The organism is Staphylococcus sp. 8AQ, assembly GCF_902506595.1.
Lineage (GTDB): Bacteria > Bacillota > Bacilli > Staphylococcales > Staphylococcaceae > Staphylococcus > Staphylococcus pasteuri.
The window spans coordinates 1,138,261-1,153,568 of the sequence record NZ_LR733871.1 but is presented as its reverse complement, the minus strand read 5'-3'; the positions used below and the strand labels follow the sequence as shown (position 1 = coordinate 1,153,568).

Annotated in this window: 14 protein-coding genes; all 14 read left to right on the top strand. The window is 32.3% G+C overall.

Annotation, left to right across the window (positions count from 1 at the left end; genetic code table 11):
• Window positions 1-70 precede the first annotated feature (70 nt).
• The 14 genes from rplU to GVY01_RS05575 all read left to right on the top strand — a co-directional run bounded on the left by rplU (window position 71) and on the right by GVY01_RS05575 (window position 15,294).
• Window positions 71-379, top strand: coding sequence for a 50S ribosomal protein L21 (rplU, locus tag GVY01_RS05640; RefSeq protein WP_017637053.1), 309 nt, complete (start codon window positions 71-73; stop codon window positions 377-379).
• Window positions 380-381: 2 nt separating this feature from the next.
• The gene (locus GVY01_RS05635) at window positions 382-702 is read left to right on the top strand and encodes a ribosomal-processing cysteine protease Prp (protein ID WP_017637054.1); all 321 of its coding nucleotides are present in this window, start codon (window positions 382-384) and stop codon (window positions 700-702) included.
• A gap of 11 nt (window positions 703-713) precedes the next feature.
• A complete protein-coding gene (gene rpmA, locus GVY01_RS05630; protein WP_017637055.1) occupies window positions 714-998 on the top strand; it encodes a 50S ribosomal protein L27 in 285 nt (94 codons plus the stop codon).
• A gap of 153 nt (window positions 999-1,151) precedes the next feature.
• Entirely contained in the window at window positions 1,152-2,444 is a 1,293-nt protein-coding gene (gene obgE / locus GVY01_RS05625) for a GTPase ObgE (protein WP_017637056.1), read from the top strand.
• 11 nt (window positions 2,445-2,455) lie between these two features.
• Window positions 2,456-2,911 carry an ACT domain-containing protein gene (locus GVY01_RS05620; RefSeq protein WP_017637057.1) on the top strand — a complete coding sequence of 152 codons (456 nt, stop codon included), beginning with the start codon at window positions 2,456-2,458 and terminating at the stop codon, window positions 2,909-2,911.
• Between the two features lie 16 nt (window positions 2,912-2,927).
• On the top strand, window positions 2,928-3,530 hold the full coding sequence (gene ruvA / locus GVY01_RS05615) for a Holliday junction branch migration protein RuvA (RefSeq protein ID WP_017637058.1): 603 nt from the start codon (window positions 2,928-2,930) through the stop codon (window positions 3,528-3,530).
• Window positions 3,531-3,564: 34 nt separating this feature from the next.
• Entirely contained in the window at window positions 3,565-4,569 is a 1,005-nt protein-coding gene (ruvB, locus tag GVY01_RS05610; protein WP_017637059.1) for a Holliday junction branch migration DNA helicase RuvB, read from the top strand.
• Window position 4,570: 1 nt separating this feature from the next.
• Window positions 4,571-5,596, top strand: a complete 1,026-nt coding sequence (gene queA, locus GVY01_RS05605; RefSeq protein WP_017637060.1) for a tRNA preQ1(34) S-adenosylmethionine ribosyltransferase-isomerase QueA — start codon at window positions 4,571-4,573, stop codon at window positions 5,594-5,596.
• A 21-nt stretch (window positions 5,597-5,617) separates the two neighbouring features.
• Window positions 5,618-6,757: a tRNA guanosine(34) transglycosylase Tgt gene (gene tgt, locus GVY01_RS05600; RefSeq protein WP_017637061.1), complete on the top strand. Its 1,140-nt coding sequence runs from the start codon at window positions 5,618-5,620 to the stop codon at window positions 6,755-6,757.
• A 15-nt stretch (window positions 6,758-6,772) separates the two neighbouring features.
• A complete protein-coding gene (gene yajC, locus GVY01_RS05595) occupies window positions 6,773-7,033 on the top strand; it encodes a preprotein translocase subunit YajC (protein WP_017637062.1) in 261 nt (86 codons plus the stop codon).
• A 316-nt stretch (window positions 7,034-7,349) separates the two neighbouring features.
• On the top strand, window positions 7,350-9,629 hold the full coding sequence (gene secDF / locus GVY01_RS05590; protein WP_159333672.1) for a protein translocase subunit SecDF: 2,280 nt from the start codon (window positions 7,350-7,352) through the stop codon (window positions 9,627-9,629).
• 123 nt (window positions 9,630-9,752) lie between these two features.
• Window positions 9,753-12,035 (top strand): single-stranded-DNA-specific exonuclease RecJ, encoded by a 2,283-nt coding sequence (gene recJ, locus GVY01_RS05585; RefSeq protein WP_159333671.1) that lies wholly within the window; start codon window positions 9,753-9,755, stop codon window positions 12,033-12,035.
• 14 nt (window positions 12,036-12,049) lie between these two features.
• Window positions 12,050-12,568 carry an adenine phosphoribosyltransferase gene (locus GVY01_RS05580; RefSeq protein ID WP_017637065.1) on the top strand — a complete coding sequence of 173 codons (519 nt, stop codon included), beginning with the start codon at window positions 12,050-12,052 and terminating at the stop codon, window positions 12,566-12,568.
• A gap of 536 nt (window positions 12,569-13,104) precedes the next feature.
• Window positions 13,105-15,294: a RelA/SpoT family protein gene (locus GVY01_RS05575; RefSeq protein WP_017637066.1), complete on the top strand. Its 2,190-nt coding sequence runs from the start codon at window positions 13,105-13,107 to the stop codon at window positions 15,292-15,294.
• Window positions 15,295-15,308 lie beyond the last annotated feature (14 nt).

The window sequence follows — 15,308 nt, the reverse complement described above, 5'->3', positions numbered from 1 at the left end:
GTGCGAACGCTTTACTTAATGACAATGTCACCTATATATGGCGTGACTTATAATATAGGAGGTGCAAAGTATGTTTGCTATTATTGAAACAGGTGGAAAACAAATCAAAGTAGAAGAAGGACAAGAAATTTACGTTGAAAAATTAGACGTAAACGAAGGTGATTCTTTCACATTTGATAAAGTATTATTTGTAGGTGGAGATTCAGTTGAAGTTGGTGCGCCAACTGTTGAAGGTGCTACTGTTACAGCTACTGTTAATAAAAACGGTCGCGGTAAAAAAATCACTGTATTCACTTACAAACGTCGTAAAGACTCTAAACGTAAAAAAGGCCATCGTCAACCATATACTAAATTAACTATCGATAAAATTAACGCGTAATTATGATTACTGTTGATATTACAGTTAATGATGAAGGCAAAGTAACAGATGTCGTTATGGATGGCCATGCTGATCATGGTGAATATGGTCATGACATCGTCTGTGCTGGAGCTTCAGCAGTATTATTTGGTAGTGTTAATGCTATTATGGGATTGACTACTGAAAAGCCAGATATCGATTATGACGATGATGGTGGTCATTTTCATATAAGAAGTGTTGATACAGATAACGATGAAACACAATTAATTCTTAAAGCAATGCTTGTATCTTTACAAACAATTGAAGAAGAATATAATGAAAATATCAGATTAAATTATAAGTGAGGTGTATCCCGATGTTAAAATTAAACTTACAGTTCTTCGCATCTAAAAAAGGGGTAAGTTCTACAAAAAACGGACGTGACTCTGAATCAAAACGTTTAGGTGCTAAACGTGCTGACGGTCAATACGTTACAGGTGGTTCAATTCTTTATCGCCAACGTGGTACTAAAATTTACCCTGGTGAAAATGTAGGTCGTGGTGGCGATGATACATTATTCGCTAAAATCGACGGCGTTGTTAAATTTGAACGCAAAGGTCGCGACAAAAAACAAGTTTCTGTATATACAGTAGCTGAATAATTTTGTCTAGATAACACCAGAAGTGAATACTTCTGGTGTTTTATTTTGTTTAAAAAGTCAATTTTTGGTAGAACTAAAATTTTTCTACAAATACACTTAATGATATAATTAAAAAGATAATGAAAACTAATTTAAGTAAAAGAGGTGAGATATATGTTTGTCGATCAGGTCAAAATATCTCTTAAAGCAGGAGATGGCGGTAATGGTATTACTGCATATAGAAGAGAAAAATACGTACCATTTGGTGGACCAGCAGGTGGAGACGGCGGCAAAGGTGCTTCAGTAATATTTGAAGTAGATGAAGGTTTAAGAACTTTATTAGACTTTAGATATCAAACACACTTTAAAGCAAAAAAAGGTGAAAATGGTCAAAGCAGTAATATGCACGGTAGAAATGCTGAAGATTTGGTTTTAAAAGTACCACCTGGCACTATTGTTAAAAGCGTAGAAACTGAAGAAGTACTTGCAGACCTTGTAGAAGATGGTCAAAGAGCAATTGTAGCTAAAGGTGGTCGTGGTGGACGTGGGAATTCGCGATTTGCTACACCTAGAAACCCAGCACCAGACTTCAGTGAAAAAGGTGAACCCGGTGAAGAAATTGATGTAACTTTAGAACTGAAGTTACTAGCAGACGTTGGTCTAGTCGGTTTTCCTAGTGTAGGAAAATCAACATTGCTATCAATTGTATCTAAAGCTAAACCTAAAATTGGCGCGTATCATTTTACAACAATTAAACCTAACTTAGGTGTTGTATCAACACCAGATAACAGAAGTTTCGTTATGGCAGATTTACCTGGTTTAATAGAAGGTGCGTCAGACGGAGTTGGATTAGGTCATCAATTTTTACGTCATGTTGAACGAACTAAAGTTATCGTTCATATGATTGATATGAGTGGTTCGGAAGGCAGAGATCCTGTTGAAGACTACCATGTGATAAACAAAGAATTAGTTGCATATAAACAGCGTTTAGAAGATAGACCACAAATTATTGTTGCTAATAAAATGGATATGCCAGATGCTGAAGATAATTTAGAGTTATTTAAAGAAGAAGTAGGTACTGAACACACGATTATCCCACTTTCAGCTGTTTCTAGAAATAACATCGATCAATTACTTTATACAATTGCTGATCAATTAGATAAAGTGAAAGATATTGATTTCTCAGTTGAAGAAGATGACAATGTCGGTGTTAACAGAGTTGTATATAAACATACTCCTTCTCAAGATACATTCACTATTACTAGAGATGATGATGGTGCTTATGTTGTTAGTGGCAATGCTATTGAAAGAACATTCAAGATGACAGACTTTAATAGTGATCCAGCCGTACGTAGATTTGCTAGACAAATGCGTTCTATGGGTATTGATGATGCACTTAGAGCAAGAGGTTGTAGTAATGGAGATATTGTAAGAATTCTTGGTGGAGAATTTGAATTTATAGAATAGGAGTGCGAAAGATGGACAATAAAGAATATAAGAAATTTTATCTTATTCGCGAAGACGTTTTACCAGAATCAGTAATCAAAACGCTGAAAATTAAAGATGCTTTGAAAAATAATTCTGAGTTGTCCATCTATGATGCTGTAAAACAATACGGTTTATCAAGAAGTGCTTTCTATAAGTATAGAGAAACTATATTTCCAGTTGATGAAAAATTATTAGATCATCGAGAATTTACATTAATTTTATATGTTAATGATATTGTTGGAATGTTGGCTCAAGTATTAAATACAATTTCTCAATTAGAATTATCAGTACTTACAATTCACCAAAGTGTACCTATGGAAGATAAAGCGACGATTACTCTATCATTAAATGCGTCTTCATCTGAACTTATGATTGATGATGTAATAAAAGCATTAAGAGAAATCGAACATGTTTCCAAAGTTGAATTGATAAGCATGAGTATGTAAATAAGGAAGTGCTAAAATGTACGCGTATATTAAAGGGCAGTTAACACAGTTGTTCCCAACACATGTTGTTGTTGATGTAAACGGAGTAGGTTATGAGATTCAGACACCTAATTCATACCGTTTTCAAAAATATTTAGATAATGAAGTTCAAATATATACGTCATTAATTGTTAGAGAAGACGCTCAATTACTTTATGGTTTCATTAATGAAGAAGAGAAAGATATGTTCTTAAGTTTAATTAAGGTGACTGGTATTGGTCCTAAGTCAGCATTAGCTATACTTGCTACTAGTACGCCTAATGAAGTAAAACAAGCAATTGAAAACGAAAATGATACGTATTTAACTAAGTTTCCAGGCATTGGTAAAAAAACTGCTCGACAAATCGTGTTAGATTTAAAAGGTAAAGTTCAAATCACTGAAGAAAATAGTGAAACATTATTGAATATTACTTCTAATTCTACAGATAATGAACCTATGATTAAGGAAGCAATGTTGGCTTTAGAAGCATTAGGTTACTCAAAACGTGAATTGTCTAAAGTAGAAAAGGTTTTAAAACAATCTAATATCAATTCTGTTGATGAAGCAGTTAAAATTGGTTTACAAACGTTGGTATCTTAATTACCTAATATAATAAATGAAAGGGGGAAATGATATGGATGAAAGAATGGTCGATCAATCTGTACATAGTGAAGAATCTGACTTCGAATTATCTTTACGACCTACGAAATTAAAACAATATATTGGTCAATCTTCTATCAAAAGTAATTTAGAGGTATTTATAAAAGCAGCTAAATTAAGAGAAGAACCTTTAGATCATGTTCTATTATATGGTCCCCCAGGATTAGGTAAAACTACGTTATCTAATATTATTGCTAATGAAATGGAAGTTAATATTAGAACGGTTTCTGGACCTTCTTTAGAACGTCCAGGGGATCTGGCTGCTATTCTTTCTGGTTTACAACCAGGAGATGTACTTTTTATAGACGAAATACATCGTTTAAGTAGTGTAGTTGAAGAAGTATTGTATCCGGCCATGGAAGATTTTTTCCTAGATATTATTATAGGAAAAGGTGATGAAGCACGTAGTATACGTATCGATTTACCGCCGTTTACACTCGTAGGTGCGACTACAAGAGCAGGTAGTTTAACAGGTCCGCTAAGAGATCGATTTGGAGTACATTTAAGATTAGAATACTATAATGAAGCAGATTTGAAGGAAATCATTATAAGAACAGCTGAGGTACTAGGAACAGACATTGATAATGAAAGTGCCATTGAATTAGCTAAGCGTTCTAGAGGTACACCTCGTGTAGCAAACCGTTTATTAAAAAGAGTAAGAGATTTCCAACAAGTTAATGAAGATGATCAAATATATATTGAAACTACAAAACGCGCATTAAAATTATTACAAGTAGATGATTATGGCTTAGATTATATTGATCATAAGATGATGAACTGTATTTTAAATCAATATAAAGGTGGACCAGTGGGCTTAGATACGATTGCTGTCTCAATTGGAGAAGAACGTATTACTATAGAAGATGTATATGAACCTTTCTTAATTCAAAAAGGATTTTTAGAACGTACACCACGCGGTAGAAAAGCAACACCTTTAGCGCATGAACATTTTAGTCATAATAATGAAATGAGGGAGTAAGTTGAATATTGAAGATTTCGACTATGATTTACCTGAATCTCTAATTGCGCAAACACCTTTAAAAAATAGAGACCAAAGTAGATTATTAGTTTTAGATAGAAATACCGGTGACATGGAACATCTTCACTTCAGAGATGTAATCAATTATTTTGAACCAGGAGATACGTTAGTATTAAACGATACTAGAGTAATGCCAGCCAGACTTTTTGGTTTGAAAGAAGAAACTGGTGCCAAAGTTGAAATGCTTATGTTAACGCAAATTGAAGATAATGATTGGGAAGTTCTATTAAAACCAGCTAAGCGTATCAAAGTTGGTAATAAACTTAACTTTGGAGAAGGCAAAATTATAGCTGAGTGTATTGAAGAGTTAGAACAAGGTGGCAGAATTATGCGCTTGCATTATGATGGCATTTTACAAGAACGATTGGATGAACTAGGTGAGATGCCTTTACCACCTTATATTAAGGAACGCTTAGATGATCCAAACAGATATCAAACTGTTTATGCTAAAGAAAGCGGTTCTGCTGCAGCGCCAACTGCCGGGTTACACTTTACTGATAGTTTATTAGAAGCTATCAAAGAAAAAGGTGTGAATATAGCATTTATCACTTTGCATGTTGGACTTGGAACATTTAGACCAGTTAGTGTAGATAATATCGATGATCACGAAATGCATAGTGAATATTATCAAATGACACAGCAAACTGCAGATTTATTAAATGAGACAAAAGCAAAAGGTCATCGAATCATTTCTGTTGGAACGACTTCAACCAGAACACTAGAAACAATACGTAGAGATCACTCTGAATTTGTAGAAAAAAGTGGTTGGACAGATATCTTTATCTATCCTGGATTTGAATACAAAGCTATAGATGGTCTGATCACTAACTTCCATTTACCAAAATCAACGCTAGTCATGTTAGTGTCAGCGTTTAGTAGTAGACAGTACATTTTGAATGCATACAAAAAAGCAGTAGAAATGGAATATAGATTCTTTAGTTTTGGAGATGCAATGTTAATTATATAAAAGAATGTGAGGATATATTTTATGCCTGCAGTAACATATGAACATATAAAAACTTGTAAACAATCAGGTGCAAGATTAGGTATTGTACATACGCCACATGGCTCATTTGAAACACCTATGTTTATGCCAGTTGGTACTAAAGCTACCGTTAAAACTATGAGTCCAGAAGAATTGCGTCAAATAGAGGCTCAGATTATTTTAGGAAATACGTATCATTTGTGGTTGCAACCTGGAAATGATATCATCAAACACGCTGGGGGACTCCATAAATTCATGAATTGGAATGGTCCTATTTTAACTGATTCTGGAGGATTCCAAGTTTTTAGTTTAAGTAATTTACGTAAAATTTCAGAAGAAGGCGTTGAATTTAGACATCATACAAATGGTTCTAAATTATTTTTAAGTCCTGAAAAATCAATGCAAATTCAAAATGATTTAGGTTCAGACATCATGATGGCGTTTGATGAATGTCCACCTATGCCTTCTGAATATGAATATGTAAAAAATTCTATTGAAAGAACTACACGTTGGGCAGAAAGATGTTTAAAAGCACATGCTCGTCCTGAAGAACAATCACTTTTTGGAATTATCCAAGGTGGTGAATATAAGGATTTACGTGAACAAAGCGCTAAAGAGCTTGTCGAATTAGATTTTCCTGGATATGCAATTGGTGGCCTTTCAGTAGGAGAACCTAAGCCAGTTATGTACGAGATGGTTGAACATACAGAACAATTCATGCCTAAAGATAAACCTAGATATTTAATGGGTGTGGGATCACCAGACGCATTGATTGAATGTAGTATTCGTGGAATGGATATGTTTGACTGCGTACTACCAACTCGTATAGCTAGAAATGGTACATGTATGACTTCAAATGGACGTTTAGTTATTAAGAATGCTAAATTTGCAGATGATTTAAGACCATTAGATGAAAATTGTGATTGTTATACATGTAAAAATTATTCTAGAGCATATATAAGACACTTAATCAAAGCAGAAGAAACTTTTGGTATACGTCTTACTACTATTCATAATTTACATTTTCTGCTAAAATTAATGGAAGATATTAGACAAGCCATTCGAGAAGATAGACTTTTAGATTTTAAAGCAGAATTCTTCGAACAGTATGGATTAAATGTAGATAACCCTAAAAACTTTTAAAGAGGAGAATGTAACATGCAATTTACATCATTGATATTACCGATCTTATTATTGGCTCTAATGTATTTCTTCTTAATTAGACCACAACAAAAACGTGCTAAAGAGCATCGTGAAATGATCAGTCGTGTTGAAGCTGGCCAAAGAATTACTACAATCGGTGGAATTAAAGGTACAGTTAAAGCAGTTGACGAAACAACAGTAGTCGTAACAGTAAATGGACACGGTACTGAAATGACTTTTGAAAAACCAGCTATTAAACAAGTTGATCCTTCATAAAGTAAAAAAATTTGTTAGTTTAATTGTTATTAATTATAAATACTGGTGCTATCAATTTAGGTAGTATCAGTATTTTTATTTTTATCCAAAATTATATATATTTTAATTCATTAAGCGAATTTTATAGTGAACTAAATAGCTTACTTTCTTTAGATTTACAAATCAATTCCTAATAAGAAAGTATCCAATAATTTCGCTCTAAAGTGTAGTATGTTAATATGAATAGGTCGTAAAAAGTTAATCTTTTGATTCCGACTTGCAAATATTAGGATTTTTCGAGTATTCTAGTATCATAAGTAAATAATGAGGTGTTCATGTGAAGAAAAGTAGTAGACTGATTGCATTCTTACTACTGGTAGTCCTTCTGTTCGCAGGTATGGGTCTTACATACAAGAATGTAATTAAGAATGTTAACTTAGGCCTTGATTTACAAGGTGGCTTCGAGGTACTTTATCAAGTTGATCCATTACATAAGGGTGATAAAATTGATAAAAATGCGTTGCAATCAACAGCGCAAACCCTAGAAAACCGTGTTAACGTATTAGGTGTTTCTGAACCTAAAATCCAAGTTGAAGATCCTAATAGGATAAGAGTACAACTTGCAGGGGTTAAAGATCAGAAAGAAGCAAGAAAGATTTTATCATCTCAAGCTAATTTAACGATTCGTGATGCAGATGATAAAGTTAAATTAAGCGGTGCAGATATTAAACAAGGGTCTGCTAAGCAAGAATTTAAACAAAATACAAATGACCCAACAGTTACTTTTAAAGTCAAAGATAAAAACAAATTTAAGAAAGTAACTGAAGAAATATCTAAAAAGCAAAATAATGTGATGGTTGTTTGGTTAGACTTCAAAAAAGGCGATAGCTATAAAAAAGAAGCTAACAAAAAAGATCCTAAATTCGTATCAGCTGCAAATGTTGATCAACCAATTAATTACGACAGTGTAGAAATTTCTGGTGGATTCCATGGTCAAGAAGGCGTTAAAAAAGCTAAGCAAATTTCAGAGCTATTAAATGCCGGTTCTTTACCAGTTGATCTTAAAGAAATTTATTCTAACTCAGTAGGTGCGGAATTTGGTCAAGACGCTTTAGATAAAACAATCTTTGCTTCAGTAGTTGGGGTAGCACTAATTTACCTATTTATGTTAGGTTTCTATAGATTACCAGGTTTAGTGGCAATTATTGCATTAACAACATATATTTATCTAACTCTAGTAGCATTTAACTTTATATCAGGTGTCCTTACATTACCTGGTCTAGCAGCGTTAGTATTAGGTGTCGGAATGGCAGTAGATGCTAATATCATCATGTACGAGCGGATTAAAGATGAGTTGAGAATAGGTAGGACGCTTAAACAAGCATATTCCAAAGCAAATAAAAGTTCATTCTTAACTATCTTCGATTCAAACTTAACAACTGTAATTGCCGCAGCAGTATTATTCTTCTTCGGTGAAAGCTCAGTTAAAGGTTTCGCGACAATGCTGTTACTTGGTATATTGATGATCTTCGTAACTGCAGTATTCTTATCTAGATTACTATTATCATTACTTGTTTATTCAAATCTATTTAAGAAAAAATTCTGGTTATTCGGTGTTAAGAAGCAAGATAGACATGATATTAGTGAAGGTAAAGATGTGCATGATTTAAAAACTTCATTTGAAAAATGGAATTTTGTTAAATTAGCTAAACCACTCATTAGTTTAAGTATTTTAATCGTTGTTGTAGGTTTGGTTATTCTGTACATTTTCAAATTGAATTTAGGAATTGATTTCTCTGCAGGTACGCGTGTTGATTTACAATCAAAAGAACCGCTAACACAATCGAAAGTTGAAAAAGTAGTGAAAGAAGTTGGATTAGAAGCAGACCAAATTCAAATTAATGGATCTGGTAGTAAAAATGCGACAATTCAGTTCAAACAAGATTTATCTCAAGCAAAAGATAATCAGTTAAGTGACAAGATGAAATCTGAATTTGGTGATACACCACAAATCAATACAGTTTCACCACTGATTGGACAAGAATTAGCCAAAAATGCAATGCTTGCATTAGTTTATGCTGCATTAGGTATTATTATCTATGTGTCACTGCGATTTGAATGGAGAATGGGATTATCTTCTGTTTTAGCATTATTACATGACGTATTTATCATAGTTGCTGTATTTAGTTTATTACGTTTAGAAGTTGACTTAACGTTTATCGCAGCAATTTTAACGATAGTTGGTTATTCAATTAACGATACAATTGTTACGTTTGACCGTGTACGTGAAAACCTTCATAAAATTAAGGTCATCACTACATCAGAACAAATCGATGATATTGTTAATAGATCAATTAGACAAACAATGACACGTTCAATTAATACCGTATTAACAGTAGTCGTTGTTGTTGTGGCAATCCTTTTATTAGGAGCACCAACAATATTTAATTTCTCATTAGCATTATTAATTGGATTAATTTCAGGTGTATTCTCATCTGTATTCATTGCTGTTCCTCTATGGGGAATTATGAAAAAACGTCAATTGAAAAAATCATCTAATCATAAACTAGTTGTTTATAAAGAGAAAAAATCAAATGATGAAAAAATAGTAGTATAATTAACTAAAGGTTGAGCATAAATGTTGGATATAATCTGCAATAGATTTTCCCAACAAAGGCTCAACCTTTTTATTTTCTTCAATTTTAGATATAATGACATTTGGAAATGAGGAAGGTTACTTATGATTAAATCTAAATATAATTGGAATTTAAATAACCCAACTGAATATATAACTGCTGATATTGTTAAACGATTAAAACTATCACCTATTATTAAGAAAATTTTAGAAAGTAAACATATTGTTGACGAAGAAGGCATTCAACAAACACTAAATGGTGTGGAAATAGATCATGACACCTCTCTTTTAAGTGATATCGACAAAACAGTTGAACGAATTAATCAAGCCATCGATAAAAATGAACGCATTCTTGTGTATGGAGATTATGATGCTGATGGCGTTACTTCTACAACAATATTAGTACATACACTTCAAAAGTTAGGAGCTCAAGTAGGATGGTATATTCCAAACCGTTTTACAGAAGGATATGGACCTAATGAAATGGCCTTCCAAAATGCCTATGATGAAGGCGTATCACTAATTATTACAGTGGATAATGGTATACAAGGTCATAATGAAATTAAAATGGTACAAGATTTAGGTGTAGATTTGATTGTGACCGATCATCATGAAATAGGTCGTACCTTACCTGAAGCATATGCTATCGTACACCCAATGCATCCAGAATTTGATTATCCATTTAAATATTTATGTGGTGCAGGAGTAGCATACAAACTAGCACAAACATTGTTAGATAATGTACCAAATTATTTTAAAGCGTACGCTGCGATTGGAACAATTGCGGATTTAGTATCTTTAACAGATGAGAATCGTTCGATTGTTCAAAATGGGTTGCGAGTAATGAATGAAAGTTGTCCTATAGCAATAAAAGCGTTATTGAATCAAGCAAGTTTCAATGATGAAATTTCAGAAGAAACAATAGGATTTATTATTGGTCCAAGATTAAACGCAGTAGGAAGATTGGAAGATGCATCTTTAGCTGCTGAGCTATTGATGTCAGATAGTCCAGAAGAAGCGGAATTCTTGGCAGAACAAGTAGAGCATTTTAATCAAGAACGTAAAGATATTGTCGCTTCTATAACAGAAGAAGCACTTGCAATGGCAGAAGACTATGTTAAGCAAGGTCACCAATTTCTATTGTTAGCTAAAGAAGATTGGCACGAAGGTGTATTAGGTATCGTTGCTTCTAAAATTGTAGAAACATATAGTTTGCCAACGTTAATATTAAATATTGATTATGAACAGAATCATGCTAAAGGGTCAGCAAGATCAATTGAACAAGTATCAATGTTCGAAATATTAAGTGCGCACCAAGATTTAATTAGCAAGTTTGGTGGCCATCATATGGCTGCAGGAATGACGATGGACATTAATAATATAGATGAGTTACGCACTGGCTTAAATGATTGGATGGCGCGTTTAAGTGAAACAACATCGCTAGAGCCAAGTAAGAATGTTGATGTATTACTAGATGAATCTGATATTACAATTAAAAATATTAGAGATATTCAAAAATTAAGACCTTTTGGTACGGATTTCACTTCTCCGTTATTTGAAATAAGAGATATTGCTATTAAATCTCTTAAAGCAATAGGAAAAGAACAGAATCATTTAAAAATGACATTAGGTGAATCAAATTTAGTTTCATTGTTTTGGCAAAATGGTGCATATGCATCTCAATTAGAAATTGATCAACCTGTAAATTTAATTGGTAATCTTCAAATTAATGAGTGGAACGGTAATCAAACACCTCAATTTATGGTTCAAGATATTGCTATGGATACATTGCAAATATTGGACTACCGAAGTAAAAGTAAAAATACAGATTTCTTAAATAATGATGAAACCACTGCTTTTATGATTCAATCTAAAGCACAAAAATTAAATGAAAATGAATTTTATTATGGTGAAACTGTACCTGATCATTTTGAGAAAATGGTATTAAGAGATTTACCAATGACGCTTGATGAGCTAAAACTTACTTTACAACAAACGCAAATCTCTCAAGTTTATATCGTATTCCAACATAAAGCTTCAATTTATTTTGAAGGTATGCCTAGCAAAGAATTATTTAAAAAATGTTATAAAGCTTTAATTAATAAAAAAGAAATGAATTTAGCAAATGAAGGTATGATGTTATGCGAATTTCTCAATATTAAAGCAAATATACTAAAATTTATGTTAAAAGTATTTTTAGAATTAGGATTTATTAACGAAGATGATGGTATAATAACGATTGCGACTCAACCTAGTAAACAGGACATAGAATCAAGTCAGATGTATCAAAGTAGGTTGTCTAGAATAGAAGTTGAAAAATTATTATTATACGATGATTTTACGCATTTAAATCAATGGATAAAATCACATTTGGGAGATAATTATTAGGAGGAAATTTTAAAATGGATTTAAAACAATATGTATCTGAAGTTCCAGATTGGCCGAAACCGGGAGTTAGTTTTAAAGATATTACAACAATTATGGATAATGGTAAAGCTTATGGTTATGCCACAGACCAAATTGTAGAGTATGCAAGAGAAAAAGACGTGGACGTAGTAGTTGGACCAGAGGCTCGCGGATTTATTATTGGTTGTCCTGTAGCATATTCTATGGATATTGGATTTGCACCAGTTCGTAAAGAAGGAAAGTTACCTCGCGAAGTTATCAAATATGAGTATAACTTAGAATATGGAACAAATGTCTTAACAATGCATAAAGATGCTATTAGACCAGGCCAAAGAGTATTAATCACTGACGATTTATTAGCCACTGGTGGTACTATCGAAGCTGCTATTAAACTTGTTGAAAAATTAGGCGGCATAGTAGTCGGCATTGCATTTATTATAGAATTAAAATATTTAAACGGTATTGAAAAAATTAAAGATTATGATGTAATGAGTTTAATTTCTTACGATGAATAGTATTAATTTAAAACTTGTAAACTAAAGAATATAAGCTAGTTCTCACACTTATTAACATATTATCGTTAATAATATGATATATGAGAACTAGTTTTTTGCATTTAAGGAATTAACGGACCAGTCAAATGTATTTATATAAACAGTGAAGATAAAATTAATGTAGGGTTGCTTTACAATATAATTGAGATTCATTTATTTATTCAAAAAATTGTAGTATCATATAGCTAATATTATATTTTAATTCATGATAGATAGCTTATCAGTACCTATAAATTTTGATAAAATAAAAGCAATTCAAAATTGTTGAGTCACATGGCTATTTTGTTTCTTTTTAAATTTGAGTCATTAGTCACATTTAATGATTATTTATTATTTAAAGTCATTTAAATGTTTTTTAGATAAGCCTTTACTAAATGAGTTAGTTAAATTTAATTTGCATAAATTCTTATCATCATTTTTAATTTTAGGGCATAATACATAACAATCGATAATAAAGTTCAGAGATAGAAATATAATCAATAAGTGGGGTGTCTATATTGAATAACGAGTATCCTTATAGTGCTGACGAAGTGCTTTACAAGGCAAAGTCCTATTTAAGTGAAAGTGAATATCAATATGTTTTAAAAAGTTATCATATTGCTTATGAAGCACATCAAGGGCAATTCAGAAAAAATGGCCTGCCATATATCATGCATCCTATACAAGTAGCGGGAATTCTTACTGAAATGAGATTAGACGGACCCACGATAGTTGCAGGTTTCTTACATGATGTCATTGAAGATACGCCGTATACATTTGATGACGTCAAAAATATGTTTAATGAAGAAGTTGCAAGAATTGTAGACGGTGTTACAAAATTAAAAAAAGTAAAATATCGTTCTAAGGAAGAACAACAAGCAGAAAATCACCGTAAATTGTTTATAGCCATTGCCAAAGATGTGCGTGTTATTCTAGTTAAATTAGCAGATAGATTACATAATATGAGAACGCTTAAAGCAATGCCTAGAGAAAAACAAATTAGAATTTCTAAAGAAACCCTAGAAATTTATGCCCCATTAGCTCATAGACTAGGTATTAATACAATTAAATGGGAATTAGAAGATACTGCCTTAAGATACATTGATAGCGTGCAATATTTCCGCATCGTTAATTTAATGAAGAAAAAACGTAGTGAACGTGAAGCATATATTGAAAATGCTATTGGTCAAATTCAAGGTGAAATGGATAAAATGAGTATTGTTGGTGAAATCAATGGTCGACCAAAGCATATATATAGTATTTATAGAAAAATGATGAAACAGAAAAAGCAATTCGATCAAATATTTGATTTACTTGCTGTACGAATCATTGTTAATACTATTAATGATTGTTATGCAATTTTAGGTCTTGTACATACGTTATGGAAACCTATGCCAGGACGTTTTAAAGATTATATAGCAATGCCTAAACAAAATATGTACCAATCATTACATACAACTGTAGTTGGTCCTAATGGCGATCCGCTAGAAATACAAATTCGTACTTACGAAATGCATGAAATTGCTGAACATGGTGTAGCAGCACATTGGGCATACAAAGAAGGTAAAACTGTAAATGAGAAAACACAGGATTTCCAAAATAAATTAAATTGGTTAAAAGACTTAGCTGAAACAGACCATACGTCATCTGACGCACAAGAATTTATGGAATCTTTAAAATACGATTTACAAAGTGATAAAGTCTATGCATTTACACCTGCAAGTGATGTTATAGAATTGCCATATGGTGCGGTACCAATTGATTTTGCATATGCGATTCATAGTGAAGTAGGAAATAAAATGATTGGTGCTAAAGTAAATGGAAAAATCGTACCAATTGATTATATTCTTCAAACTGGTGATATCATTGAAATTAGAACCAGTAAACATTCTTATGGACCAAGTAGAGACTGGCTAAAAATTGTTAAATCATCAAGCGCTAAGAGTAAAATTAAAAGTTTCTTTAAAAAGCAAGACCGTTCTTCAAATATTGAAAAGGGCAAATTCATGGTTGAAGCGGAAATTAAAGAACAAGGATTTAGAGTTGATGATATTCTTACTGAAAAAAATATAGAAGTAGTAAATGAAAAATATCATTTTGCAAATGAAGATGACTTGTATGCTGCAGTTGGTTTTGGTGGTGTAACTGCAGTTCAAATTGTTAATAAATTGACTGAACGTCAAAGAATATTAGATAAACAAAAAGCACTAAACGAAGCACAAGAGGTAACTAAATCTGTACCAATAAAAGAAGATATTATCACTGATAGTGGTGTTTATGTTGAAGGACTAGAAAATGTTCTAATTAAACTATCAAAATGTTGTAATCCTATACCAGGTGATGATATTGTAGGTTATATCACCAAAGGTCACGGTATTAAAGTGCATAGAACAGATTGTCCTAATATAAAAAATGAAACAGAAAGATTAATTTCGGTTGAATGGGTTAAATCAAAAGATTCGACCCAACGTTATCAAGTTGATCTTGAAGTTACTGCATATGATCGTAATGGTCTATTAAATGAAGTGTTACAAGCAGTCAATTCAACTGCAGGTAGTTTAATAAAGGTTTCTGGCCGTTCCGATATTGATAAAAATGCAGTTATTAATATTAGTGTCATGGTTAAAAATGTAAATGATGTTTACCGTGTAGTTGAAAAGATTAAACAGTTAGGTGATGTATATACTGTTACAAGAGTATGGAACTAGAACTTAAGAGGTGC

Bases quoted from the DNA above. Each gene is read 5' to 3' on its own strand.
- rplU (WP_017637053.1), top strand. From the start codon at position 71: ATGTTTGCTATTATTGAAACAGGTGGAAAACAAATCAAAGTAGAAGAA.
- GVY01_RS05635 (WP_017637054.1), top strand. From the start codon at position 382: ATGATTACTGTTGATATTACAGTTAATGATGAAGGCAAAGTAACAGAT.
- rpmA (WP_017637055.1), top strand. From the start codon at position 714: ATGTTAAAATTAAACTTACAGTTCTTCGCATCTAAAAAAGGGGTAAGT.
- obgE (WP_017637056.1), top strand. From the start codon at position 1,152: ATGTTTGTCGATCAGGTCAAAATATCTCTTAAAGCAGGAGATGGCGGT.
- GVY01_RS05620 (WP_017637057.1), top strand. From the start codon at position 2,456: ATGGACAATAAAGAATATAAGAAATTTTATCTTATTCGCGAAGACGTT.
- ruvA (WP_017637058.1), top strand. From the start codon at position 2,928: ATGTACGCGTATATTAAAGGGCAGTTAACACAGTTGTTCCCAACACAT.
- ruvB (WP_017637059.1), top strand. From the start codon at position 3,565: ATGGATGAAAGAATGGTCGATCAATCTGTACATAGTGAAGAATCTGAC.
- tgt (WP_017637061.1), top strand. From the start codon at position 5,618: ATGCCTGCAGTAACATATGAACATATAAAAACTTGTAAACAATCAGGT.
- yajC (WP_017637062.1), top strand. From the start codon at position 6,773: ATGCAATTTACATCATTGATATTACCGATCTTATTATTGGCTCTAATG.
- recJ (WP_159333671.1), top strand. From the start codon at position 9,753: ATGATTAAATCTAAATATAATTGGAATTTAAATAACCCAACTGAATAT.
- GVY01_RS05580 (WP_017637065.1), top strand. From the start codon at position 12,050: ATGGATTTAAAACAATATGTATCTGAAGTTCCAGATTGGCCGAAACCG.